Genomic DNA, 22,096 nt, shown 5'->3' with positions numbered 1-22,096 from the left:
GAACCGCCTCGCGCTTGAACTCCTCACTGAAACGACGACGCTTCTCAACCATTTTGTGAACTCCTCCAGGCCTATTCTCATAGGCACGGTTTCTGTCCACAAAATCGGGGCAACTCCATAAAGGCGCCCCCCTCGGCCGCACGCACATGTCGCGCGGCCTCACCCCCGTCCTCGGCGGCTTTGCCGCCGCCTCGCTGCTTCGCGCTCGGTAGCCGTCTGCTTGGCTAGCAGACGGCTGCTCTCTTCCACCTGCCGAGAATTCGGGCACCCTCTCAGCCTGCGCGGCCCGGCACCACGCACATATTGTGCGATTCGAGGCCGGCCAGGCACCACTCAGCCGAGCGACCCCCGCCTCGGCGGCTTTGCCGCCGAGGATGGAGGTGCCTTGAGCTACCAAGACCGTCGAGGGCAGAAAGCGGCCGTCTGCTAAGTGAGCAGACGGCCTCCGAGCGCATGAGCGCGAGGCGGCGCCGAAGGCGCCGAGGTCGGGGGTGAAGCCGCACGACATGTGCGTGCGGCTGAGGGGGACGCCTTTAGCCCCCCTGAAAAAAACAGCTATTCGAAGTCGCCGCGGACGAACAGGGAGCGTAGGCGGAAGCCGGCGCTTTCGATGGCTTCTCGGCCGCCTTCTTCGCGATCGATGAGGGTGACCATGGAGTCGACCCGGTAGCCCTCTTCGACCAGCCGCTGGGCGGCTTTGAGGGAGGAGCCGCCGGTGGTGACGACGTCCTCGACCACCACCACGACGGATCCCGCCGGCACCCGCGAGGCGCCTTCGACGGCGACCCGGGTGCCGTGGGCTTTGGGCTGGCGGCGGACGACGAGCTGGTCCCAGGGCTGGCGCCGCAGGTGGCTGACCACCGACACCGCCGCCGAGATCGGTACCGAGCCGAGCTCGAGACCGCCGATGGCGCGCACTTCGGCGGCCTCCGGCAGGGCTGCGATGGCGTCGACGAAGAGCTGACCGGTGAGATAGGCGCCCTCGGCCCCCAGCACCGTTTGCTTGCTGTCGAAGTAGAAATCCGATTCCCGGCCGCTGGCGAGGATCACCCGGCGCCGTTGATAGCTGCGCTCGGCGAGGATCTCCTGCAGTCGCTGGCGGGCCTGGTGAGGGGAGGGGTCGGTCATGGCGCAGTTCTCCGGTGAATCAGATCCGTCGGTTCGTCACCTCACTCTACCGAAGCTGGCGGGCATCCGGGAGACCGCGAATCGACGCCAGGACGGCGCGGAATTGGCTACCATAGGAGATCTCGATGACTGGTTCGATCCGGACTCGGCCGTGGCGGCCGGTCCCTACCGGGTGCTCATCCCGAAAGGATGTCGATGCTGCCAAGGAAGCTCGTCCCGTTGCTCCTCTCCCTGGCCCTCGCGGTCACCTTCGTCTTCTCTTCTGTCACCGCCCTGGCTGCCCAGGAAGCGGAACCCGTCAATGATGAAGAGACGCTCTGGTCCGCCAAGACTTTTCGCGGCCTCGCCCTACGCTCCATCGGCCCGGCCCTGACCTCCGGCCGAATCATCGACCTCGCCGTCGAAGCCGACAACCGCAAGCACTACTTCGTCGCCGTCGCCTCCGGCGGCGTCTGGGAGACCACCAACTCGGGAACCACCTGGAAGGCGATTTTCGATGGCGAGGGCTCCTACTCTATCGGCTGTCTCGCCCTCGATCCGCGCAATCCGCTGGTGCTGTGGGTCGGCACCGGCGAGAACAACAGCCAGCGCAGCGTCGGCTACGGCGATGGCCTCTACAAGTCGATCGACGGCGGCAAGAGCTTCACGAAGATCGGTCTCGAGGAATCGGAGCACATCGGCAAGATCGTCATCGATCCGCGCGACTCCGACACCGTCTATGTCGCCGCCCAAGGCCCGCTTTGGCGCGCCGGCGGAGACCGCGGCCTCTACAAGACCGTCGACGGCGGCGAGAGCTGGGAGCGCATCCTCGAGATCGACGAGCACACCGGCGTTTCAGACCTGGTCTACGACCCGCGAGATCCGGACATTCTCTATGCCGCCGCCTACCAGCGCGGCCGCCGCGTCTGGGCCTTGATCAACGGCGGCCCGGGCTCCGCCATCTATCGCTCGATGGACGCCGGCGAGACCTGGGAAAAGCTCAGCGGCGGACTGCCGACGGAGGACATGGGCCGCATCGGCCTCGCCCTGTCGCCGGCCGATCCCGACCGCCTCTACGCCATCATCGAAGCGGCCGGTGACGAAGGCGGCTTCTACCGCTCGACGGATCAGGGCAACTCGTGGGAAAAGCGCAGCTCCTATGTCAGCGGCAGCCCGCAGTACTACCAAGAGCTGGTCGCCCATCCGCTGCTGCCCGACCGGGTGTTCTCGATGGACACCTACCTGCAGGTCACCGACGACGGCGGCAAGACCTTCCGCGGCGCCGGCCAGAGCTCCAAGCACGTCGATGAGCACGCCCTCTGGATCGATCCGGACGACGGCGACTACATCCTCGCCGGCGGCGACGGTGGCATCTACGAGAGCTTCGACGGTGGCCAGAGCTGGCACTTCAAGGCCAACCTCCCGATCACCCAGTTCTACAAGATCGCCGTCGATCAGGACCTGCCCTTCTACAACGTCTACGGCGGCACCCAGGACAACTTCACCCTCGGAGGCCCGTCACGTACCCGCTACGCCCACGGCATCGCCAACCGGGACTGGTTCATCACCCTCGGCGGCGACGGCTTCCAGCCGCGCATCGATCCCACCAACGCCGACACCGTCTACTCTCAGTGGCAGTACGGCAATCTGCACCGCTTCGACCGCCGCACCGGCGAACGGGTGGAAATCCAGCCGCAGCCGGCGGAAGGGGACGATCCGCCGCGCTGGAACTGGGACTCGCCGCTGCTGATCAGCCCGCACGACCCGAGCCGCCTCTACTTCGGCTCTCAGCGGCTGTTTCGGAGCGACGACCGCGGTGACTCCTGGCAGGCCGTTTCCGGCGACCTAACGCGCCAGCTCGACCGCAACCAACTCGAGGTGATGGACCAGGTGTGGAGCGTCGACGCGGTCGCCAAGAACCGCTCGACCTCGCCCTACGGCAACCTCACGGCGGCCGCCGAATCGCCGCTGGTCGAAGGCCTGCTCTACACCGGCAGCGACGACGGGCTGCTCCACGCCCGCGAGGGCGACGACGCCGAGTGGCGAGCGATCGACGACATTCCGGGCATTCCCGAAGGCAACTATGTCGCCCATCTGGAGGCCTCGCAGCATCAAGCTGACCGCGTCTACGCGGTGTTCAACAACCACAAGGCCGGCGACTTCGCGCCCTATCTCCTGCGCAGCGACGACCGCGGCCGCAGTTGGCGAATGATCAACGGCGACCTGCCGAAGCGCGGCCCGACCTGGGCCTTCGCCGAGGATCCGGTGGACCCCGACCTGCTGTTCGCCGGTACCGAGGTCGGCGTCTACTTCACCCGCGACGGCGGCGAGCACTGGATCCGCCTGCAGGGCGGAATGCCGACCATTTCGGTACGCAGCCTGGCGATCCAGGAGCGCGAAACGGATCTGGTGGTCGGCACCTTCGGCCGCGGCATCTACATTCTCGACGACTACGCCGCGCTGCGCACCGTCGATCCGGAGGCCGCGGCCCAGCTCTTCGCCGGCCGTCCGGCCCGCGCCTATATCGAAGCCATGCCCCTCGGCCTGCGCGGGCGCAGCTTCCAGGGCGACTCTTTCTACCTGGCCGACAACCCGCCCTTCGGGGCGGTCTTCACCTACTACCTCAAGGACGGCCTCGAAACCCGCCGGGAGAAGCGCCGCAAGGCCGAGCAGGAGGCCCGCGAAGGCGAGCCAGAGTCTTCCGACAAGGGCAAGGGCAATGGCAAGAAGAAAGCCGCCGAGGAAAGCCCCGCCAAGGTGCCTTATCCGAGCGTCGACGAGCTGCGCGCGGAGGATCGCGAGAAGGATCCGGAGGTGATTCTCACGGTGCGCGACGGCGACGGTGCGGTGGTTCGCCGCTTGAGCGGTCCGGCCGGCAGCGGCTTCCATCGGGTGGCCTGGAACCTGCGCTATCCGGCGAGCGATCCGGCCCAGCTCGACCCCCGGCCGACCTCCCTGTTCGCCACCGAGCCACGCGGTCCGATGGTGCTTCCAGGGACCTACACGGTGGAGCTGACGAGCTGGATCGATGGTCAGGAGACGGCCCTGACCTCAGCCCAGGAGTTCCGCGTCATCGACCTCGAGGACTCGCCCCTGTCAGCTTCCGAACGCACCGCCGCCCATGACTTCCATCGCCGTACCGCCGATCTCCAGCGGACCCTCCAGGGGACCCTCGAGCTGGCCGACGAGACCGCCTCTCGGCTCGACCACCTGGCGGTGGCCTTGCGCTCGACGGTGGGCATCGATCCGTCCCTCGATCAACGGGTTCACGAGCTGCAAAATCGCCTGGCGGATCTGCGCATCGGCCTCGAGGGGGACCCCACCATGGGCCGCCGCGAAATGCCCCAGAGACCTTCCGTCGGAACCCGTCTGGGGCGCATCTTGCGCGGCCGATGGGGCACCACCAGCGCTCCCACCCAGACCCAGAAGGACTCCTTCGCCATCGCCAGCCGTCAATTCTCGGCCCTGCTGGCGGACCTCGAAAGGCTGATCGATGACGACCTCACCGCCCTCGAGACTGCGGCCGAGGGCGCCGATGCGCCGTGGACTCCCAGCCGTCGGCCGGACTGGCCCGCGGTGCCGGAGGGACCGTGATCGACCTGCGCCAGATCAGCGCCAAGAGCTTGATTCTGATCCTGGTTCTCTGGCTCGGCACCGCGGTCCTGCTCTTCCAGCTCGGCCCCTATGCCGAGCTGAGAGCAGCCGCCGGTGACGCCGGCCTGCCCGAAGAAGCCGCCGGCTACAGCTTGCCCGAGCTCGAGGCCAGCCTGGAAGCCCTCGGCGAGGACGGTCGCGAGACCTACCGCGGCTTTCAGGGCCTCGATCTGATCAACGCCGTGCTCACCGCGGTGTTCTTCAGCCTCTGCCTGCGGTTCTGCTTCCAGCGCCTGTTCTCGCCCGGCAACCCGGCCCAGTGGCTCGCCCTCCTTCCCGCCGTCGTCGGCGCCGCGGAAGTGGTCGAGAACCTCGCCCTGCTGAGTCTGGCCGGCTCCTTTCCGACCTTGCCCGAAAGCCTCGCCAATCTCGCCTCCCTGGCCACCCGCATCAAGCTCGGCGTCAGTGCGGTGGTGCTTCCCGGCACCCTGGTGGCGCTCCTCGCCACCGCCCTCAAGGCCATCGCCCGGCGCCGCTGAAGGAGGACCTGATGATGCTCAGCCCTGTCTGCCGATTTCGCCGCCAGCTCCTCGCGCTCCTGGTCGGCGGTGTCCTGGCCACCGGCGCCGCCGCTGGCGAAACCCTGGTGGTGGCCAACAAGTCGGAGGCCACCGTCTCGCTGCTGGACCTGACCTCGCAGCAGGTGGTGGCGACACTCCCGACCGGCGAAGGCCCGCACGAGGTCGCCGTGTCGCCGAACGGTCGCCAGGCCCTGATCTCGAACTACGGCCGGCGCGGTGCGCCCGGGCGCACCCTGACCCTGATCGATATTCCACGGGCCCGGGTGCTCAAGACCCTCGACCTCGGCTATCCACGTCCGCACGGCATCGTCTGGCTCGATGACCGTCACGCCGTGATCACCGTCGAAGGCGCTCAAAAGGTCGTCGAGCTCGACGTCGAGGACGGCAAGATCCTGCGCGAGCTCGCCACCGACCAGGAGATCTCCCACATGCTCGCCGCCGACCCGGCAAGCGAGCGCGCCTACGTCACCAGCATCGGTTCCGGCACCTTGACGGTCTTCGACCTCGCGGACGGCAAGCGCCTACGCCATGTCGCCACCGGCGAAGGTGCCGAAGGGGTCGCGGTGACCCCGGACGGCAAGCGCGTCTGGGTGACCAACCGCGGCGCCGACACGGTCAGCGTCGTCGACGCCACGAGCCTCGAAACGGTCCAGCAACTGGCGGTCTCGGGCTTCCCGATCCGCATCCAGATCACCCCCGATGGCGGCCACGCCCTGGTCGCCAACGCGCGCGCTGGGGATCTCGCCTGGATTGCGACCTCGCCGCCCTACCGGATCGAGCGAATCGCCCTGCCCCTCGACCGAAAGGACGTCGAGGGACGCCTGTTCCGGGACCGCTTCGGTGACAGCTCGGTCCCCATCGGCATCGTCATTCACCCCTCCGGGAAGACCGCCTACGTCGCCCACTCGAACTCCGACGCCATCTCGGTGATCGACCTCGAGCAGCGCCAGCGCAAGGGCCTGTTGACGGCCGGCAAAGAACCCGACGGCATGGGCTACTCGCCCCTCGAAGTCGCCAGCAAGCGCTGAGGGACGGCGGCAGGAAATTCTCCCTCGGAGGGAGAAAATTCCTCCTCGAAGGACTGCCTTCGGGCTAGGAAACGCCTGGATTCTCGGGGACTGGGATGGCGGTACCGATCTTGCTCCCTCCGAGCCTTGCAGGGCAGCGCATGCCTTGCCTCATTATTTTAGAGTTCGGCGTTATATCCTTGCGCCCTAACGTCCCCGGAGGGCAAGCACTATGCTGCGAAGGCTTTTCGTGCCTGCATTTCTGTTGGCTCTGCTCTGCTGGTGGTGCCTGCGTCACCACGCGCCCCGAATCGAGAGCTCGCTGGCGGCGGCCGCTCAGCAGCGGCTGGCGGAGGCAGGATTTCCCGACCTCACGGCCACCGTCGACGGCCGGGACCTGACCCTCGACGGCCAGGTCGATTCTCCGCGCGCCAGCAGCATCGCCGAGCAGACCGTCGGTGAGATCCACGGACTGCGCACCGTCACCAACCTGCTCGCCGTCACGCCGGGTCCGGCGATCCCGGCTGCCGCCGGAGCCGCCTACCTCGAGCTTGGCAGCGATGACTCGGACACCATTCGCCTCGGCGGCCAGGTCGGCGATGAGGAGAGCCGCCGCGGCCTGGTTTCGGCCGCTGGCGAAGCCTTCGGGGCGGAGCGCATCCGGGACGAGCTCGAGCTGAGGCCCGGAGCTCCGGCTTGGGATTCCTTCCGGGCCTGGCTCGCGAGCTATGACTCGCCTCCCTTCGAGGGCGTCCAGTGGCGCTTCGAGGAGGGCATTCTGCGCCTCCGAGGCCGAGTCTTCGACCAGGGCGCCCGGCAGCGCCTGACGGCAGTCGCCGCAGCCAGCCTGCCGGCCGGGATCGAGCTCGTCGACGAGCTCGAGATCATCCCGCCGACCAGCGCCGCCGACCTGCAGCGCAGCCTCGATCAGACCGTCCAACTGCAAAACGTCGAGTTCGAGAGCGGCAGCGCCCGGCTCACCGCCGTCGGCCGGGCCACCCTCGACGGCATCGCCGAAGCGCTGGCGAAACTGCCGGCGCTGGAGGTCGAGATCGCCGGTCACACCGACTCGCAGGGCGATCCGGCCTTCAACCTGCAGCTCAGTCGCGACCGCGCCGCCGCCACTCGCGTCTACCTGACGGACCGCGGCATCACCGCCGACCGCATGACCGCCGTCGGTTATGGTCAGACCCGGCCGATCGCCGACAACGCCACCGCCGAGGGACGGCGGCGCAACCGTCGAATCGAATTCCAAGTGAGGGAAGACTGATGGGATACCTGATCACTCAGATGCTGTTGTGCTTGTTGATCGCCTTCCTCCTCGGCCTGCTCGCCGGCTGGCTGCTGAAAAGCCTGTTCTTCGGACGACGTCTCGATCAGATGGAGCGCGAGTGGCAGGACAGGGTGAATCGCTGTCGCGCCGATGGACGCAAGCTCAAGGCCCGCGCCGACACCCTCGAGGCCGATCTCGAACACGAACGGGAGCGCTGGGTCAAAGAGCGCAAGGCCCTCGAACAGCAGGCCGAAGACGCCATGGCGCACGGCCGCCGCGACATCGAGGGCCTCGAGGCCCAGCTCGCCGAACGGGACGAGCAGGTCACCGCCGGAGCCCATCAGCTCGCCTCCCTCGAGGCTGAGCTCAGCGGCCGTGGCGAGCGGCTGAGCCGTGCCGACGACGAGATCAAGACCCTCCAGGGGCGCCTCGAGGGCGCCGAGAGGGACCTCGCCGACCGCACCGCCGATGCCGACAAGGCCCGCGCCGAAGGCTCCGAGCAGAGCGACCGGGTGGCGACTCTGACCGCCAGCCTGGCGGCGTTGCAGCAGAAGCTCGATGCCGGCCACGGGGAGCAGGACAGCCGCTTCGCCGCCCTCGAAGAGCAATGGAAGTCACGCTACGAGTCGGCCCGCGCCGCGAGCGCCGAGGAGCTCGCCGGCCGGGACCAGCGCATTGCCGAGCTCGAAGCCAAGCTCGAGCGCTCCCGCGGCGACAGCGCCAGCCGCATCGCCGAGCTCGAGGTCGCCCTCGACGAATGCCGCCGCGACAGCGCCGGGGGCGAAGAGCTCGAGACGCTGCGCAAGGAAGTCCAGCTGTTGAAGTCGAGCGCCGGCCGAGCCGTGCCGGCGGAGAAGGACGACCTGAAGAAGATCTACGGTATCGGGCCGGTACTCGAGCGCCTGCTCAATGGCCTGGGAATCCAGAGCTTCCGGCAGATCGCCGCCTGGGACGACGCCGACATCGCCTGGGCCGCCGCCAAGCTCGAGGACTTCCCGGACCGCATCAAGCGCGACGACTGGATCGCCGGAGCCAAGCTCGAGCACCGCAAGAAGTACGACGAGGAAATCTGATTCGAGACCCCTTGGCCTGCCGAGGACCTTCGGCAGGCCAAGGAGCGACCGCTCCGAAACGGCGCCGCGATGGGCGCCAATGGCGAGGCCTTCAGAGCTCGTCGTCGGCCCGTCCGCGGGCCCTCCCCGACTCGACGCAGGCATTGGCCTGGGACGATCCGAGGTCCGACGGTGCGATGCAGCAGGTCATCATCACCACCCCATCGGCGGTCTTCCACTCGGCGCACTCGGTGGCGCTGCTGTTCTGGTTGCAGTTCATGTAGTCGGCGGTCGCCTGCCAAGTCATCCCCATGTCGAAGGCGCCAACGGGCGCTGCAAAGGCGAGAGAAAAAGCCAACAGCAGAACTGGGCCCAGCCGCTTCACAGCTCGGTCCCCCCACCCGGGCCACGGGCCGCCTGGGTGCTCTTGCAGGCGCCCTCGTCGCTGGTGCCGACGGCCCCGGGAGGAATGCAGCAGGCCTTGAGCACGAAGCCCTGGACGATCCACTCGGCACATTCGGAGGCGTTGCTCAGGATGTTGCAATCGAGATAGTTCTCGGTCGGCTCCCAGACGCCTTGGGGCTCCTCGATCCAGCCGAGAGTGGTCGGCACGGCGAGCCCTGCCAGGACGACGGCGAGGCCCGCCAGGAGCGCTCCGGATTTCTTCACAGCGATCATCGTCTTTCTCCTATCGGTCGGGGTTCAGAGACCTGGCCCTGTCGTCTCAGCAGTCGGCGACAGAGGCTACCGTTGCGACGATACGCGCCGTCAGGCGATGGATCGGATCAGCCATCGCTCATGGCGGTGATCTGCAGCGCCAGCTCGTTCGCCTCGGCCTCGCGATCCTGGGCCCGATAGAGGCGGTGGAGCCGCGTCAAGGCCCGCTGGGTGTAGCTGTCCATCGGACCACGCCGCTCGCGGATCAGCGGCAGGCTGCGCTCGAGCAGAGGCTCGGCCTCGTCAAAGCGCTCCTGGACCGTCAGCACCTCCCCGAGGGCACTCTCGGCCCAGGCGATCAGGGTGTTGCCCGGCGGAAGCTGCGGACGCCAGGCGGCGAGCTCGCGGCGCAGCAGCGCCTCGGCTTGGCCGGCTCGACCATCCTGGGCCAGCAGCGAGCCGAGCTCGGCCCGCAACCGCAGGTGCTGAACGTGCCCCGACGGGAACAGTTCGATCGCCTGGCGCAGCGCGGCCTCGGCACGAGCCCAATCACCGCGATCACGATGGAAGGCCGCCAGGTTGTTGAGGGTCGGAGCGAGGTCCGGATGATCGGAGCCCAACAGGCGGCGCTTCTGGGCCAGGGTGAGCTCGAGCAGCGGCTCGGCTTCGTCGAGCTTGCCGAGGTCGATCACCGTCGAAGCCAGGTTGCCGAGGGTCGAAGCGATCAGGGGATGGGGCTCGCCGTAGACCCGACGCCGGATCTCGAGGGCCTCGCGATAGTGAGTTTCGGCCGCGGCCGCATCGCCGCGACGGTTGTAGACGTGGGCCCGGTTGTGGAGCGCTCGGGCGAGCTCGGCCTCGTCCGCCGGCCGCAGGTCGCGAGCCAACCGCAGGGCCTCCTCCGCCGCCGTCTCGCCGAGCTCGAAGTCGCCTTCGGCGCACAGGCTGTAGACCAGCACGTTGTGGGCGGCGACGGCGGCAGGATCAGCCATCCCGAGGGGGCCGCGATAGAGGTCGATCGCCTGCTGCGCCAGGTCGCGAGCGCGGGCATAGTCGCCCACCTCCACCCAGGCGGCGGCAACCTCTCCCAAGGCCCGGGCGACCTCCTGCTGAGAGCTCTCGTCGACCGCTTCCTGCCGCCACAGACTCAACGACTCATCGAGGTGCTCGACCGCCGCCTCGCCCTCTCCCTGGGCCAGCAAGACCCGGCCGATGGTGCCATGGAGCCGCGCCCGCAGGCGGGGCTCCGTCGCCAGCTCTTCGCGGATCAGGCGGTCGCTGTGCCCGAGGGCATCGGCCACCGTCCAAGGCTCCCCCCGCGCCACGCCGGGATCGGCGAGAGAGAACAGCCGTTCGGTGAAGGCGAGCACGCGCTCCGTCGCCCCCTGCTGTTGCCGCACCAGGTCGCGCTCGCGCGCGATGCGACGATTCTGCAGCAGCAGCATCGAGACCAGCGCCAAGGCCAGCCCGGCGGCCACCGCGGCGGCGATCACCGCCCGGCGCCGGCGGCGCAGGAATTTGCCCAGGCGGTAGGAAGGCCCCGCCACCCGCGCCGCCACCGGAAAGCCTTCGAGGTGGCGCCGGAGATCGTTGGAGAATGCCTCCGCCGAGGAGTAGCGATCCTGCGGTGCCACCTCGAGGGCCTTGAGCACGATCGCGTCGAGATCTCCCGCCAGGAGCGCCCCACGATCCCCCATCCGGGCGCTTGGCGAGGCCGGCGGCGCGCTGGTGATCTGGGCCTCGGCATCGGCCGCCGATCGGCCCTCGAGGCGGTGCGGGAGCTCGCCCGTGAGCAGCTTGTAGAGCAGCACCCCCAAGGAGTAGATGTCGCTGGCGGTGGTCACCGGCTGGCCGCGCATCTGCTCGGGGCTGGCATAGCTCGGGGTCAGGACCCGCATCCAGGTCGCCGTCGCCTCCTCACCGTCGTCACCGGCCAGGCCGGCATTGAGTATCTTGGCGATACCGAAGTCGAGCAGCTTGGGCGTGCCGTCGGCGGTGACCAGGATGTTCGAGGGCTTGAGGTCCCGATGGACGATCAGGTTTTGATGGGCGTACTGCACCGCCGCCAGGATCTTGCGGAACAGCGTCAGGCGCTGCTGCAGGCCCAATCGCTGCTGGTCGCAGTAGACATCCACCGGCTGCCCGCTGATCAGCTCCATCACGAAGTAGGGCAATCCGTGGTCGGTGGTTCCGCCGTCGAACAGCCGGGCGACGAAGGGATGATCGAGATGAGCCAAGATCTTGCGCTCGGCGGTGAAGCGCCGCCGCGACTCCTCGCCCTCCATGTCGCGCCGAATCAGCTTGACCGCCACCCGCCGCTCGAAGTCGCCCTCGCGGCGGGCGGCGTAAACCGTGCTCATGCCACCGCGGCCGATGGCGTGGAGGAGGCGATAAGCACCCACCCGCTCGACGGGCAAGGTCTCGGTAACGCCTGCCGGCCCGTCGCTCGCCTCTTCCCGCTCCCGGCGCAGCACCGGCTCGGCGAGAAACTCGCCCGCCGCCCGGTCCGCCCCCAACAGGCGACGCACCGCCCGGGCCAGCCCCGGCGACTCCTCCTCGAGAGCGTCGAGAAGGGACCCTCGCTCTTCCGGATCGAGATCCAGGGCTTGCAGGAAAATCTCGTTGATGCGCCGCCACTGCCGCCGGTCAGTCATCGCCGGGCTCCTCGGCCAGATAAACGTAGAGCCAGGCTCGGGCGGTTCGCCACCGGCGCGTCACCGTCGCCGACGAGAGGTCCATCACCTCGGCGATCTCCTCCTTGGTGAGACCACCGAAGTACTTGAGCTCGACCAGGCGGGCGAGACTCTCGTCCTGGGCTTCGAGGGTGCGCAAGGCCTCGTCGAGGGCCAACAGGTCCGCCGATCGCTCGACGGACAGGTGCTCGAGCTGCTCGATGGGGATTTTCTGGGCATTGCCGCCCCGCTTGACCTTGGCATGGCGCCGGGCGTGATCCACCAACACCCGACGCATCACCCAACCGGCCACCGCGAAGAAATGCACCTGGTCCCGCCACTGCACCTGATCCTGGCGCACCAGCCGCAAGAAGGCCTCGTTGACCAGCGCCGTCGTCTGCAGCGTGTGCTCGTCGCGCTCGCGGTTCATGAAGCTGCCGGCGAGGCGATGGAGGCGGTCGTGGACCAGCTCCATCAGGCGTTCGAGCACGCTGCCGTCGCCACCGCTCCAGGCCATCAACAAGCGGGTGATCTCATGCTCATCGGAGAGATTCATGTAAATCTCACTCTAGCAGGCTGCGCCACAGCCCTGGCGCGACTCCTGCAGCCAGGATCGCTCGTTCCCGAAGGGCTCGAGGCCTCTCCCCATCCACCGTGCGGACCGCTCCTGATACCGGACGAGCTGGCATAGAATGACGGCGCCTTCGCAATCGCAGGTTGGCAGATTTTCACTGCCCCGGACGCCGGGGAGGAGGGATGCCGTGGCTCGAGCATTGACCGGTGGCACCAAGATCGTGAGCTGGATCTGCCAGCTCGTAGTGGCCGTCATCCTGTTCCAAACTCTGTTCTTCAAATTCACCGGCGCCGCCGAATCGGTCTACATCTTCGAGACCCTCGGTGCCGAGCCCTGGGGCCGCCTGGGCAGTGGCGTCGTCGAGCTGATCGCCGGCATCCTGCTGCTGATTCCCCGGCGCGCGGTCTGGGGAGCTCTGCTCAGCGCCGGCGTGATCGTCGGCGCCATCGGCGCCCACCTGACCAAGCTCGGCATCGAGGTGCAGGGCGACGGCGGGCTGCTCTTCATCCTCGCCCTGGTCGTCCTGGTGGGTTCGCTGGTGATTCTCTTCCTGCGACGGAGCGAGCTGCCTTTTTTTCAGCGGGGCTAGAAAGGCGCCCAAGAAAAATCAACCGCTCGTGTCGTGATTCGGGCGCGCTTCTCGTCGATGTAGGGCGAGGCCTTCCAGCGCGGAGGGCTTCCATCGACTACTACGACGACTCCCGTCGAGGAGATATTCAACATGAAGCGCAGTCTGTTTCTACTTTCCACCCTCTTCTTCCTGACCGCTGCCGCCTCGGCCCAGGTCAATCCCAGCGCCACGGTCTGGCCGATCAGCGCCAGCGCCACCGCCGACGAGGTCGACAAACCGTTCGGCTTCCGGGTGCTCTGCGGTGCCTGCACGGACCCCGACGATGCCGATTTCCACCGCGGCATCGACATCCGGGAGCCCCGCGGCACGAACGTTCACACGGTCTGGAACGGTACCGTCGTGAGGCTCCGCCAGAACGCCAACGAGCTGCGCCGCTGGGGCGATTTCGTGGTCATCGCCCTCGATCCCATCACCCGTCCCGACGGTCAGATCCTCACCGACCACAAGATCGCCTACCTCCACCTCGACAGCGTCGAGAGCAACCTCTCGGAAGGCACCCGGGTCACCACCGGTCAGAAGGTCGGCGAGGTCGGCGACAGCGGCCAGGGGATCAACACCGTCCATCTCCATTTCGACTACTACCAGGGCTCGAGTGATCGCTGGATTCGGCGCGCCGAGGCGCGCAGTCCGCTCGAGATCCTGCCCTTCACCAGCCAGGTCCCCACGGTCCAGCTCACCACCCCGTCGACGGACATCCTTCGCCTGGTGGTCGAGCAGGAGCCGGAGTCCTTGGACATCGTGCGCTTCCGCATCGACCACAACGGCTGGTCACGGGTTCACGGCACCGACCCGATCATCCTCGACTTCAACGAGAAGATCGGCATCAACATGACCGCCCCGGACTTCGAGGACGAGAATCCCTTCGAGGGCACCACCTATCTGCCGCGCTACTTCAACCACAATTCCAGCCACTACGAGCTCCGCATCGAGCTCGATGGCGACTGGCAGAACGCCGACACCTTCACCGTCACCCTGACCAACGCCCGCGACGTCGACTACGTCTACAACATTTTCTTCTAGGGGGATCCTGTCCTCCATCGGCGAGGGAGGCCTAAGAAAAAGCGCCCTCCTCGCCGGCCGCTTCCGAAGCGGCGTGCTACTCCGTGACAGTGCGGACCGACCGGACCCTCTCACCGATCCAGGGCAGCGCTTTTCCTTCACCCCTGAAACGCCAGCCGGCCCTCTGCCGTAGGGTCGGACCATGAACAAGACAATTTCCGGCGCCCTCGGCGCCTTGCTGATTCTCGGTTTGGCCAGCGGCTGCGCGAACAGCGGCCCGAAGGTCGCGCCGCAGGCCGATCTGGTGATCCACGGTGCCACCCTCATCTCACCCGAAAGGGAGCAGCCGCTGGCCGAGGCCTGGGTGACGATTCGCGATGGCCACATCGATGCCGTCGGCACCGGCGAGGCGCCGGCGGCGACCGCGACCCTCGACGCCGAGGGGAAGTTCCTGATTCCCGGGCTGATCGACTCTCACGTCCACCTCGCCGGAGTTCCGGGCTTTCCTTTCAATCCACCGCCGGAGCTCGCCCCCTTGACCGCCGCCTACGAAACCCAACTTCCGCGCAGCTATCTCTACTTCGGTTTCACCACCCTGATCGACCTCAACGTCGTCGATCGGGCGGCCCTCGAGCGCTTCCGGCGGGCGCCGCTGGCACCGGATCTGTTCGATTGCGGCGGCGCCCTGGCTCTCGCCAACGGCTATCCGATGAGCTTCCTGCCGCCGACGGTGGGCTTCGCCCTCTACCCCAACTTCCTCTGGGACGAGCGCGACGAGGGGGCGATTCCGGAAGGCCTCGAGGCCGCCGACCACACCCCCGCGGCGGCCGTCGGGAGGGTCGCCGAAGGCGGGGGAATCTGCATCAAGGTTCACCACGAGGACGGTTTCGGCGCGGCCAAGATCTGGCCGACACCGCCCCTCGGGATGATCCAGAAGGTGGTCGAGGCCGGCCGCCAGCGCGGCCTCCCCGTCACCATTCACGCCAATTCCTACGAGTCCCACCGCTTCGCTGCCGACAGCGGGGCCGACGTGGTGGTCCATGGCCTTTGGAACTGGGACGGCCTGACCGCCCCCGGCGGCGAGCTACCGGCCGAGATCCGCCAGGTGCTCGACCGCCACCTCGCCGCCGGCACCGGCATCATGCCGACGGGCCAGGTACTCCAAGGGCTGCGCGATCTGTTCGACGACGGTTACCTCGACGATCCTCGCCTCGCCGCCGTGCTTCCGGCCGAGCTGCTCGCCTGGTACCACCGCCCCGAGGCCGGCTGGTTCCGGGAGCAGCTGCGGCGCGACTTCGACGGCCTGCCGAACGAGACCATTTCCTACCTGTTAGGCAACCGCATCGACCAAGCCGACCGAGTGGTGCGGTACCTCGCCGAAGGCGGTGGCCGCCTGCTCTTCGGCAGCGACACCACATCGGGGCCGACCTATGCCAACCCACCGGGTTTCAACGGCTTTGTCGAAATGCAGGGTTTGCAGCGCGCCGGCGTGACGCCGCGCCAGCTCCTGGTCGCCGCCACCCTTGCCAACGCCGAAGCCTTCGGAATCGACGACCGCTACGGCAGCATCGAGGCGGGCAAGGTCGCGAATCTCCTGCTCCTCACCGAGAACCCACTCGAGACTGCGGCCGCCTATGACTCCTTGAAGACCATCCTTCTGCACGGAAGACCGCTTCCGAGAGACCAGCTGCGGGCGGCCCCGGACTAGGGCGCAGAAGATCCACCGCGACCTGCCGACGGACCGGAGCATCATGCCTCCGGCTCCGCCGCCGGAGGCCCGTAGCTCACCCTCGATTGCGCAGTGCTAGAATTTCTCCAGTTCTAACATTCATTTTCGGTGCGTCGAAGGCTCGGCCTCGCGGCCACGAGCTTCCGCCCCACCGAGCCCCGCGTGCGGGGCCCCTGAGCCCATCGAGATGGCGCTTCCGGATCGCATCGGACCCTACGAGCTCCGCCGCCCCCTGGGGACCGGGGGCATGGGTGAGGTCTTCCTCGCCTGGGACCATCGATTGGAACGCTCGGTGGCGATCAAGCGGCTGCGGGCCGACCTCACCTCGTCCCCCGAGAGGACGCGGAGGTTCCGTCGCGAAGCGAGGTCCGCGGCCCGTCTCAGCCACTCCGCGATCGTCCGGGTCTACGACATCCTCGAAGCTCCCAGCGGCGATTCGATCGTCATGGAGCATGTCGACGGCCGGACCCTGGGGGAGCTATTGAGGCACGAAGGGTTGTCGCTCTCACATGCCCTGCGCCTGGGAGCGGAGATCAGTGAAGGCCTGGCCTACGCCCACGATCATGGGTTGATCCACCGCGATCTCAAGGGCGACAACGTCATGGTGACCCACGACGGCCACGCCAAGATTCTCGACTTCGGCCTCGTCAAGCAGCTCGACCTCGACGAGCCGGAGTCGCGACTGACCCGGGAGGGTATCGCCGTCGGAACGCTACAGGCGATGTCTCCGGAGCAGGCCCGTGGCGCCGCCGTCGACCACCGCTCCGACCTCTACTCGCTCGGAGTCCTGCTTCACGAGATGCTGACCGGCGGCCTGGCCCGGAAAGTCAGAGACTTGCCCCCGGCCGTTCGCCAAACGCCGTGGAACCAGCCGGTCCCCCTGCGCGCCATCCGTCCCGAGCTGCCCGGGGACCTCTGCGATCTCGTCGAGGCGCTCCTCGAAAGCTCTCCCCGGAACCGGCCCGAGGACGCTCACCAAGTGGCCGGCACCCTCGACGCCCTCGCCGCACGACCGGACCTCCCCGGCCTGTACTCACCTCCCTGGGAATCTCCCGAAGAGCCGGCCAGCGATGCGCCAACGAGCCCGGAGGAGGTGCCAGGACGATCGAAAGCGCCGACCAGGGAGGCCGACTCGGCCCGCCGTCCGATGACCAGCCGATGGCGGAGACCATGGGCGGTCTTCGCCATCGCCCTCGCGGCAGGCCTGCTGGTGGCGATCGCCACCCGGCTGATGCTCGACTCCCCGGGGGAGCGGAGCGAAGACACCGCCGCGAACCTCCCCCGGACACCCTTCGAGCTCTACCAATCGGGCAACGCCCTCCTCGAACGCTACGACCGCAAGGGGTACATCGACCGAGCCATTGCCAACTTCAGCGAGGCGGTCGCTGCCGACCCTGAATTCGCCCCGGCCTACAGTGGCCTGGGACGGGCCTATTGGCGAAAACACCGCGACCGCAAAGACAGCGCATGGCTCGACAAGGCGCTCGAAAGTGCTCGCGTCGCCGTCCGTCTCGCGCCCCAGCTATCCCACGGACAGATCACCCTCGCCTACGCCCAGCTCGCCGCAGGCGAGAACGAGGATGCCCGCCAATTGCTCGAATCGGTGCTGCGCCTCGACCCCGCGAATGCGGGAGCCCAACGAGGCTTGGCCGACCTCGCCACATCCGAAAGTCGCTCCGACGAGGCCATGGCTCTCTATCGCGAAGCGATCCGAATGGCTCCCGCAAACGCCGAGTACCGAGGCGAGCTGGGCATCCTGCTTTCGCGAGCGGGGGACTACCAAGGCGCCGAAGAGGCCTTCGAGGCCGCCCTCGACATCACTCCGGACCACCACTTCCTCCTTCTCAGCCTCGGGGGTATCTATCACTTTCAAGGCCGTCTGCCGGAGGCCGCGACGGCCCTCCAACGGTCCATCGAGGTCCGCCCCTCCGGCCCTGCCTACTCCAACCTGGGCACCCTGTACTTCTTCCAGGGCCGGCTCGAAGAGGCCGCCACCGCCTACCGCAGTGCCCTGGACCTGAATGCCAACAACTACTTCATTTGGGCCAACCTCGGCGATGTCCACCGACGGATTCCGGGGCAGGAACCGGAGGCGAGGAATGCCTTCCTGCGGGCCATTCAGCTGATCGAGGAAGAGCTCGTCGAGCAGCCCGAGAACTTGGTGCTGACGAGTCGCCTCGCCCTCTACCGCGCCCGCCGCGGCGAGTGCCCGGCAGCGCGACAGCAGGTTGCAGCGCTCCAGCCCTTGGGTGAGCGGCTCGCCAGCACGGCCTACCGGATCGCCCTCTCATGGGAGCTCTGCGGTCAGCGAGAAGCCGCCCTCGAAGCCCTCGAGATGGCTCTCGAAGGCGGCTACTCTTTCGACGAGGCGCAACGGGAGCCGGATCTGATCGATCTTCGCGAAGACCTCCGGTTCCACCACCTCGCGCTGCGCTTCACTTCCCATCGCCCTGCGAGCTGAGGATCGAGCCTGTCACTTGATCTCCGGAGGATCAGGATCGCCGCCGGTGGTGATGATCATCTCGGGGTCGACCCGAAACTTCTTGGGCTTGGCGATCCCGTCTCGATATACGGCAAGCTCGATCGTGTAGTAGAAAGATCCCGCGTTCTCCAAGGTGAAGACGATGTCCCCGTAGTTCAGAGTTTCTTCTTGGAGCTGGTTGCCGTAGAAAGGAACGTTGCCTCCGAGACTGGCGAACCAGACCGGAGTCTTCTCATCGAAGACCGTGCTTTTCTGTTCGAATGGAGCGCCATAGATCAGGAACTCGTCGAAGTCGCCATCGGATCCTACGGGGCTGACCGGCTGATGCAAGCCGGCCGGAGAGAAAGTGATTCGCAAGCTCAAGCCATTGATGACTGCCATCGTTCCTCCACTCTCCCCACTGCAAGTGAGATCGTAGAGGGTGACCTTCAACGTATCGCCACCCTTCAGGCGTCGCGCCGCGACCACCGGATTCCCGTGGACGCCGATGCGGGTGAACCCCTGGATCAAGAGGGCCTCCTGCTGGCTATTGCTGGAATTTCCCAATGAGCCCAAATTGAAACCGACGTCGAGACTGTATTCCGCCATCACGAACCTCCCAAGGGTTGAAACTGGATATCGACGACCAGGAGATCGAGCGAATTCCATGCCAACCATCGGACCGCCGCCATGAGACCAAGGCTCGCCGCCATCACCGGCCCCCTCAGCGCGCAGGTCTTCGAGCTCGATGAAGACCTTTTTACGATCGGCCGCCTGTCATCGAATCAGCTTCAGATCCTTCACGGCTCGGTCTCTCGACATCACTGCCGCCTGCACTGCGATGCGGACGGCGTCCGAGTCGAGGATCTGGACAGCTTGCGAGGCACCTTCGTCAATGGGATCCCCATCCAGCGCCGGCGTTTGGAACACGGCGACTACCTCAAGATCGGAGACTCCCTTTTTCTATTTCTGGTTCACCGAGCCGAGGCTCGCGGTGAGCCTCCGAGCCTTCCCGAGCCAGCCACCGAAAGTGGTGAGCAAACCGTCGAGAAGGTCCTCGAGATCGAGCCTCACCGGGCCACCTACCTGCTCCCCCAAACGGACTTCGCACGACATGATCCAGTAGCCCACAATCTGTCGGCCCTGCTGACCTTCGGCATCGATCTCCAAACCGAGCACAGCGGTCGAGCCATCGCCCGGCGCCTGGCACGGCTTTGTCTCGACACCGTGCCGGCCGAGCAAGCCACCGTTCTGGTGATCGCTGAGGGTGAGCTGAAACCACTCGCCGAGCAGTCCCGAGAAGGCTCTCGCGCTCACCCGCCCAGCCTGACCCTCTGCCGGCAGGTCGTCGCCAACGGCACCGCCATCTGGTCCGACAACGTGCCCGCGGACGAAGCTCTCAGAGACTTCGAAAGCCTCGATGGCAGCCAGATCCGGGCGGTGCTCTGCGTGCCCTTGCTCGCTCAGGGGGCATGCCTGGGCATCCTCTATGCGGACACCTCGCAGCAAGCCGAAACCTTCTGCGAAGACCACCTCGAGCTCTTGACCGCCGCGGGCAGTATCGCCGCCTTGGCGCTCCACCAGAGCCGCCAAACGGAACGACTGCGGGCAGAGAACCGGCGCCTGCGAGCCGATCAACTGGACCACGACATCGTCGGGGAAAGCCCGGCCCTCGAAGAAGTCTTGAGACTGGTCGAACGCGTCGCCCCGAGCGACCTGACGGTTCTCGTCAAGGGCGAGAGCGGTACTGGCAAAGAGCTCATCGCCAAGGCCTTGCACCGCAACAGTCCGCGCGCCGAGAAACCCTTTGTCGCCATCAACTGCGCCACCCTCTCGGAAACCCTCCTCGAGAGCGAGCTCTTCGGCCACGAGCGAGGGGCCTTCACCGGTGCCGTCGGCCGCAAAGCCGGTCATTTCGAGATGGCCCACGGCGGCACCCTCTTCCTGGACGAAGTGGGCGAAATTTCGGTGTCACTGCAGGCTCGCCTGCTGAGAGCTCTGGAGGAGGGAGAGATCCAAAGGGTCGGCGGAACCAGGATCTTGCCGGTGGATGTCCGGGTGGTGGCCGCGACCAACCGCGATCTCGGCCAGGCCATCCGGCAAGGCATCTTCCGGGAGGACCTCTACCACCGGCTCAACGTCTTCTCCCTCGACCTGCCTCCGCTCCACGACCGCGGCAACGACATCACTCTCCTGGCCCGTCACTTCCTGGCCCGCTCGGCCGAACGCCTGCACCGCACTCCGAGGGGACTGGCCCCGGCCGCCCGGGACGCGATGCTCGCCTATTCCTGGCCGGGCAACGTCCGCGAGCTCCGCAACGCCATGGAACGAGCGGCCGTCCTGGCCGATGGTGAGCTCGTCCAGCTCCAAGACCTTCCCGAAGCGGTCGTGGAGAGCGCACCCGAGAGTGGCCCGGCAGCCAGCTCCTACCATGCGGCCGTCGTCGAGGCGAAGCGCCGGATTCTGCAACAGGCGATCCGACGAGCCGAAGGCAACCACCGGAAAGCCGCCGAGCTCCTCGACCTCAATCGGACCTACCTACAACGACTGATCAGAAATCTCGGGCTCGGATCCTGATGGGTCCGCCCGGTCGGCGGCGACCGCACGGACAAACTCCTGACCCTCCCAAGGTGTCTCCGATCGGAGACTCGAGAGGTATCCGAAGGGAGACTGCCGGGCGAACGGGTGGCGGCACCTCCAAGAGTCCCCGGTGATTCCGATCGTTCTGGGCTCCGGGCGCCACACCGTCGAAGGCTGAGCCCTCGGGCCGGCCGTAGGCTGTCCCGGCCGACCAGCCGCCGAAGGGTCGTCCGGCTTCCGTTCGCCAGCAGCGAGCCCACCGTTCCTGGGCTTTCTCGGCTGAACATCGCGACGCGACCGAAGCCTCGAGAAAGCCGGAATCCGGCCCGAGATCTTCAGCCACCAGGGCGAGTCCCTGGAGCGTTTGAAAGCCCTTTCATCGGAAAGGTTTTCCTGGCATAGGGCTTGCTCTACCCTCCCTCGAGTTCACCGCTGGCCAGCTTTGATTCTCTCGCAGTCCCAGGCCGGACGACGATTCCGGAGGGCGCCGAAAAGGCGTCCCAAGGGGTCGCCTACCGGAAACCAGGGTCGTCGTAGAAACGACGACCCGAAATCAACCTGAAAGGAATCCAAAAATGGCTACCGGACTCAGGCACATCGAAGATGACCAGATCCACGAAAGTACCCTGTCTCAGCTCTGCAACTCGTTCACCATCGGGGCCCTAAAGATCGAGTACTGCGTCGACCTGTCCGTTCCCCAGGTGACCTTCCAGATCTACCTCGCCGGTATCAAGATCGGCGGCGGCACGATCAATCCTTCCGATCCGTGCCTCAAAATCGGAGGAGGAGCTCTCGGGTTCAAAGCCGAGGTCGAGCTCTGCCTGAACGCGGACGACAGCGAAGTTACCTACGAGATCGAGCTTTGCGTGCCGGTTCTCGGCTGCAAGACGTACAAGGGCGTTCTGGTCTCCTGGTAGATCCCTTCGAATCGGCGGCGAGGGAAGATCCCTAGATCAGGGTGAGGCTCTCAATACCGCTTTCATTTCGGGAGGGGAGCTGGAGCATTCGGATCCAGCTCCCCCTCGTGACAGCTCTCGCAGCTTCGACTCGCGAAGGAGCCCGCTACTCCGAATCCGAAGTCGGGCGATCTGGACTTCGCCCCTGTTGCGTGCTCGTCCACGCCACCGTGTCGCCGGACTCGAAGCCATCGGCGAACAGGACCTCGAACTCCCACTCGAT

General features: G+C 66.8%; 17 protein-coding genes. 11 read left to right on the top strand and 6 right to left on the bottom strand.

Going from position 1 to position 22,096, the window contains the following annotated elements:
* Nucleotides 1-555: 555 nt before the first annotated feature.
* Nucleotides 556-1,128 (bottom strand): orotate phosphoribosyltransferase, encoded by a 573-nt coding sequence (gene pyrE, locus AAF604_23510; protein MEM7052651.1) that lies wholly within the window; start codon nucleotides 1,126-1,128, stop codon nucleotides 556-558.
* Nucleotides 1,129-1,323: 195 nt separating this feature from the next.
* Here pyrE and AAF604_23505 point away from each other — a divergent pair, with 195 nt between their 5' ends.
* The 5 genes from AAF604_23505 to AAF604_23485 all read left to right on the top strand — a co-directional run bounded on the left by AAF604_23505 (nucleotide 1,324) and on the right by AAF604_23485 (nucleotide 8,635).
* A complete protein-coding gene (locus AAF604_23505) occupies nucleotides 1,324-4,701 on the top strand; it encodes a glycosyl hydrolase (protein MEM7052650.1) in 3,378 nt (1,125 codons plus the stop codon).
* Nucleotides 4,698-5,240 (top strand): hypothetical protein, encoded by a 543-nt coding sequence (locus AAF604_23500; protein MEM7052649.1) that lies wholly within the window; start codon nucleotides 4,698-4,700, stop codon nucleotides 5,238-5,240. Before AAF604_23505 ends, AAF604_23500 begins: the two co-directional genes overlap by 4 nt.
* Before the next feature lie 11 nt (nucleotides 5,241-5,251).
* Complete coding sequence (locus AAF604_23495) at nucleotides 5,252-6,310, top strand: YncE family protein (protein MEM7052648.1); 1,059 nt, start codon at nucleotides 5,252-5,254, stop codon at nucleotides 6,308-6,310.
* 211 nt (nucleotides 6,311-6,521) lie between these two features.
* Nucleotides 6,522-7,559, top strand: a complete 1,038-nt coding sequence (locus AAF604_23490; GenBank protein ID MEM7052647.1) for an OmpA family protein — start codon at nucleotides 6,522-6,524, stop codon at nucleotides 7,557-7,559.
* Nucleotides 7,559-8,635: a hypothetical protein gene (locus tag AAF604_23485; GenBank protein ID MEM7052646.1), complete on the top strand. Its 1,077-nt coding sequence runs from the start codon at nucleotides 7,559-7,561 to the stop codon at nucleotides 8,633-8,635. The genes AAF604_23490 and AAF604_23485 overlap by 1 nt, the downstream gene beginning before the upstream one ends.
* Nucleotides 8,636-8,726: 91 nt before the next feature.
* Here the strand turns inward: AAF604_23485 and AAF604_23480 are convergent, their stop codons facing one another.
* The 4 genes from AAF604_23480 to AAF604_23465 all read right to left on the bottom strand — a co-directional run bounded on the left by AAF604_23480 (nucleotide 8,727) and on the right by AAF604_23465 (nucleotide 12,499).
* The gene (locus tag AAF604_23480) at nucleotides 8,727-8,999 is read right to left on the bottom strand and encodes a hypothetical protein (GenBank protein MEM7052645.1); all 273 of its coding nucleotides are present in this window, start codon (nucleotides 8,997-8,999) and stop codon (nucleotides 8,727-8,729) included.
* A complete protein-coding gene (locus AAF604_23475; protein ID MEM7052644.1) occupies nucleotides 8,996-9,292 on the bottom strand; it encodes a hypothetical protein in 297 nt (98 codons plus the stop codon). Before AAF604_23475 ends, AAF604_23480 begins: the two co-directional genes overlap by 4 nt.
* A gap of 107 nt (nucleotides 9,293-9,399) precedes the next feature.
* Nucleotides 9,400-11,925 carry a serine/threonine-protein kinase gene (locus AAF604_23470; protein ID MEM7052643.1) on the bottom strand — a complete coding sequence of 842 codons (2,526 nt, stop codon included), beginning with the start codon at nucleotides 11,923-11,925 and terminating at the stop codon, nucleotides 9,400-9,402.
* Entirely contained in the window at nucleotides 11,918-12,499 is a 582-nt protein-coding gene (locus tag AAF604_23465; GenBank protein MEM7052642.1) for an ECF-type sigma factor, read from the bottom strand. The genes AAF604_23470 and AAF604_23465 overlap by 8 nt, the downstream gene beginning before the upstream one ends.
* 205 nt (nucleotides 12,500-12,704) lie before the next feature.
* Between AAF604_23465 and AAF604_23460 the strand changes: the two genes are divergently transcribed.
* The 4 genes from AAF604_23460 to AAF604_23445 all read left to right on the top strand — a co-directional run bounded on the left by AAF604_23460 (nucleotide 12,705) and on the right by AAF604_23445 (nucleotide 18,337).
* Nucleotides 12,705-13,106 carry a DoxX family protein gene (locus AAF604_23460; protein ID MEM7052641.1) on the top strand — a complete coding sequence of 134 codons (402 nt, stop codon included), beginning with the start codon at nucleotides 12,705-12,707 and terminating at the stop codon, nucleotides 13,104-13,106.
* A gap of 132 nt (nucleotides 13,107-13,238) precedes the next feature.
* Nucleotides 13,239-14,168: a M23 family metallopeptidase gene (locus tag AAF604_23455; GenBank protein ID MEM7052640.1), complete on the top strand. Its 930-nt coding sequence runs from the start codon at nucleotides 13,239-13,241 to the stop codon at nucleotides 14,166-14,168.
* 181 nt (nucleotides 14,169-14,349) lie between these two features.
* Nucleotides 14,350-15,855, top strand: coding sequence for an amidohydrolase family protein (locus tag AAF604_23450; protein MEM7052639.1), 1,506 nt, complete (start codon nucleotides 14,350-14,352; stop codon nucleotides 15,853-15,855).
* 208 nt (nucleotides 15,856-16,063) lie between these two features.
* A complete protein-coding gene (locus tag AAF604_23445) occupies nucleotides 16,064-18,337 on the top strand; it encodes a protein kinase (GenBank protein ID MEM7052638.1) in 2,274 nt (757 codons plus the stop codon).
* Between the two features lie 12 nt (nucleotides 18,338-18,349).
* On the opposite strand, the gene AAF604_23440 is transcribed toward AAF604_23445, so the two are convergent.
* On the bottom strand, nucleotides 18,350-18,946 hold the full coding sequence (locus tag AAF604_23440) for a hypothetical protein (protein MEM7052637.1): 597 nt from the start codon (nucleotides 18,944-18,946) through the stop codon (nucleotides 18,350-18,352).
* An 81-nt stretch (nucleotides 18,947-19,027) separates the two neighbouring features.
* On the opposite strand from AAF604_23440, the gene AAF604_23435 reads away from it, so the two are divergent.
* A complete protein-coding gene (locus AAF604_23435) occupies nucleotides 19,028-20,914 on the top strand; it encodes a sigma 54-interacting transcriptional regulator (GenBank protein MEM7052636.1) in 1,887 nt (628 codons plus the stop codon).
* Between the two features lie 578 nt (nucleotides 20,915-21,492).
* Nucleotides 21,493-21,834, top strand: a complete 342-nt coding sequence (locus AAF604_23430; GenBank protein MEM7052635.1) for a hypothetical protein — start codon at nucleotides 21,493-21,495, stop codon at nucleotides 21,832-21,834.
* The last annotated feature ends 262 nt before the right edge of the window (nucleotides 21,835-22,096 follow it).

The sequence above is a fragment of the Acidobacteriota bacterium genome (assembly GCA_039028635.1).
Taxonomy (GTDB): Bacteria; Acidobacteriota; Thermoanaerobaculia; order Multivoradales; family JBCCEF01; genus JBCCEF01.
Note: the sequence above shows the minus strand (reverse complement) of the source record. Positions and strands in the feature narration are given on the sequence as shown.

Bases quoted from the DNA above. Each gene is read 5' to 3' on its own strand.
- pyrE (MEM7052651.1), bottom strand. From the start codon at position 1,128: ATGACCGACCCCTCCCCTCACCAGGCCCGCCAGCGACTGCAGGAGATC.
- AAF604_23505 (MEM7052650.1), top strand. From the start codon at position 1,324: ATGCTGCCAAGGAAGCTCGTCCCGTTGCTCCTCTCCCTGGCCCTCGCG.
- AAF604_23495 (MEM7052648.1), top strand. From the start codon at position 5,252: ATGATGCTCAGCCCTGTCTGCCGATTTCGCCGCCAGCTCCTCGCGCTC.
- AAF604_23490 (MEM7052647.1), top strand. From the start codon at position 6,522: ATGCTGCGAAGGCTTTTCGTGCCTGCATTTCTGTTGGCTCTGCTCTGC.
- AAF604_23485 (MEM7052646.1), top strand. From the start codon at position 7,559: ATGGGATACCTGATCACTCAGATGCTGTTGTGCTTGTTGATCGCCTTC.
- AAF604_23475 (MEM7052644.1), bottom strand. From the start codon at position 9,292: ATGATCGCTGTGAAGAAATCCGGAGCGCTCCTGGCGGGCCTCGCCGTC.
- AAF604_23470 (MEM7052643.1), bottom strand. From the start codon at position 11,925: ATGACTGACCGGCGGCAGTGGCGGCGCATCAACGAGATTTTCCTGCAA.
- AAF604_23465 (MEM7052642.1), bottom strand. From the start codon at position 12,499: ATGAATCTCTCCGATGAGCATGAGATCACCCGCTTGTTGATGGCCTGG.
- AAF604_23455 (MEM7052640.1), top strand. From the start codon at position 13,239: ATGAAGCGCAGTCTGTTTCTACTTTCCACCCTCTTCTTCCTGACCGCT.
- AAF604_23450 (MEM7052639.1), top strand. From the start codon at position 14,350: ATGAACAAGACAATTTCCGGCGCCCTCGGCGCCTTGCTGATTCTCGGT.
- AAF604_23445 (MEM7052638.1), top strand. From the start codon at position 16,064: ATGGCGCTTCCGGATCGCATCGGACCCTACGAGCTCCGCCGCCCCCTG.
- AAF604_23440 (MEM7052637.1), bottom strand. From the start codon at position 18,946: ATGGCGGAATACAGTCTCGACGTCGGTTTCAATTTGGGCTCATTGGGA.
- AAF604_23435 (MEM7052636.1), top strand. From the start codon at position 19,028: ATGAGACCAAGGCTCGCCGCCATCACCGGCCCCCTCAGCGCGCAGGTC.
- AAF604_23430 (MEM7052635.1), top strand. From the start codon at position 21,493: ATGGCTACCGGACTCAGGCACATCGAAGATGACCAGATCCACGAAAGT.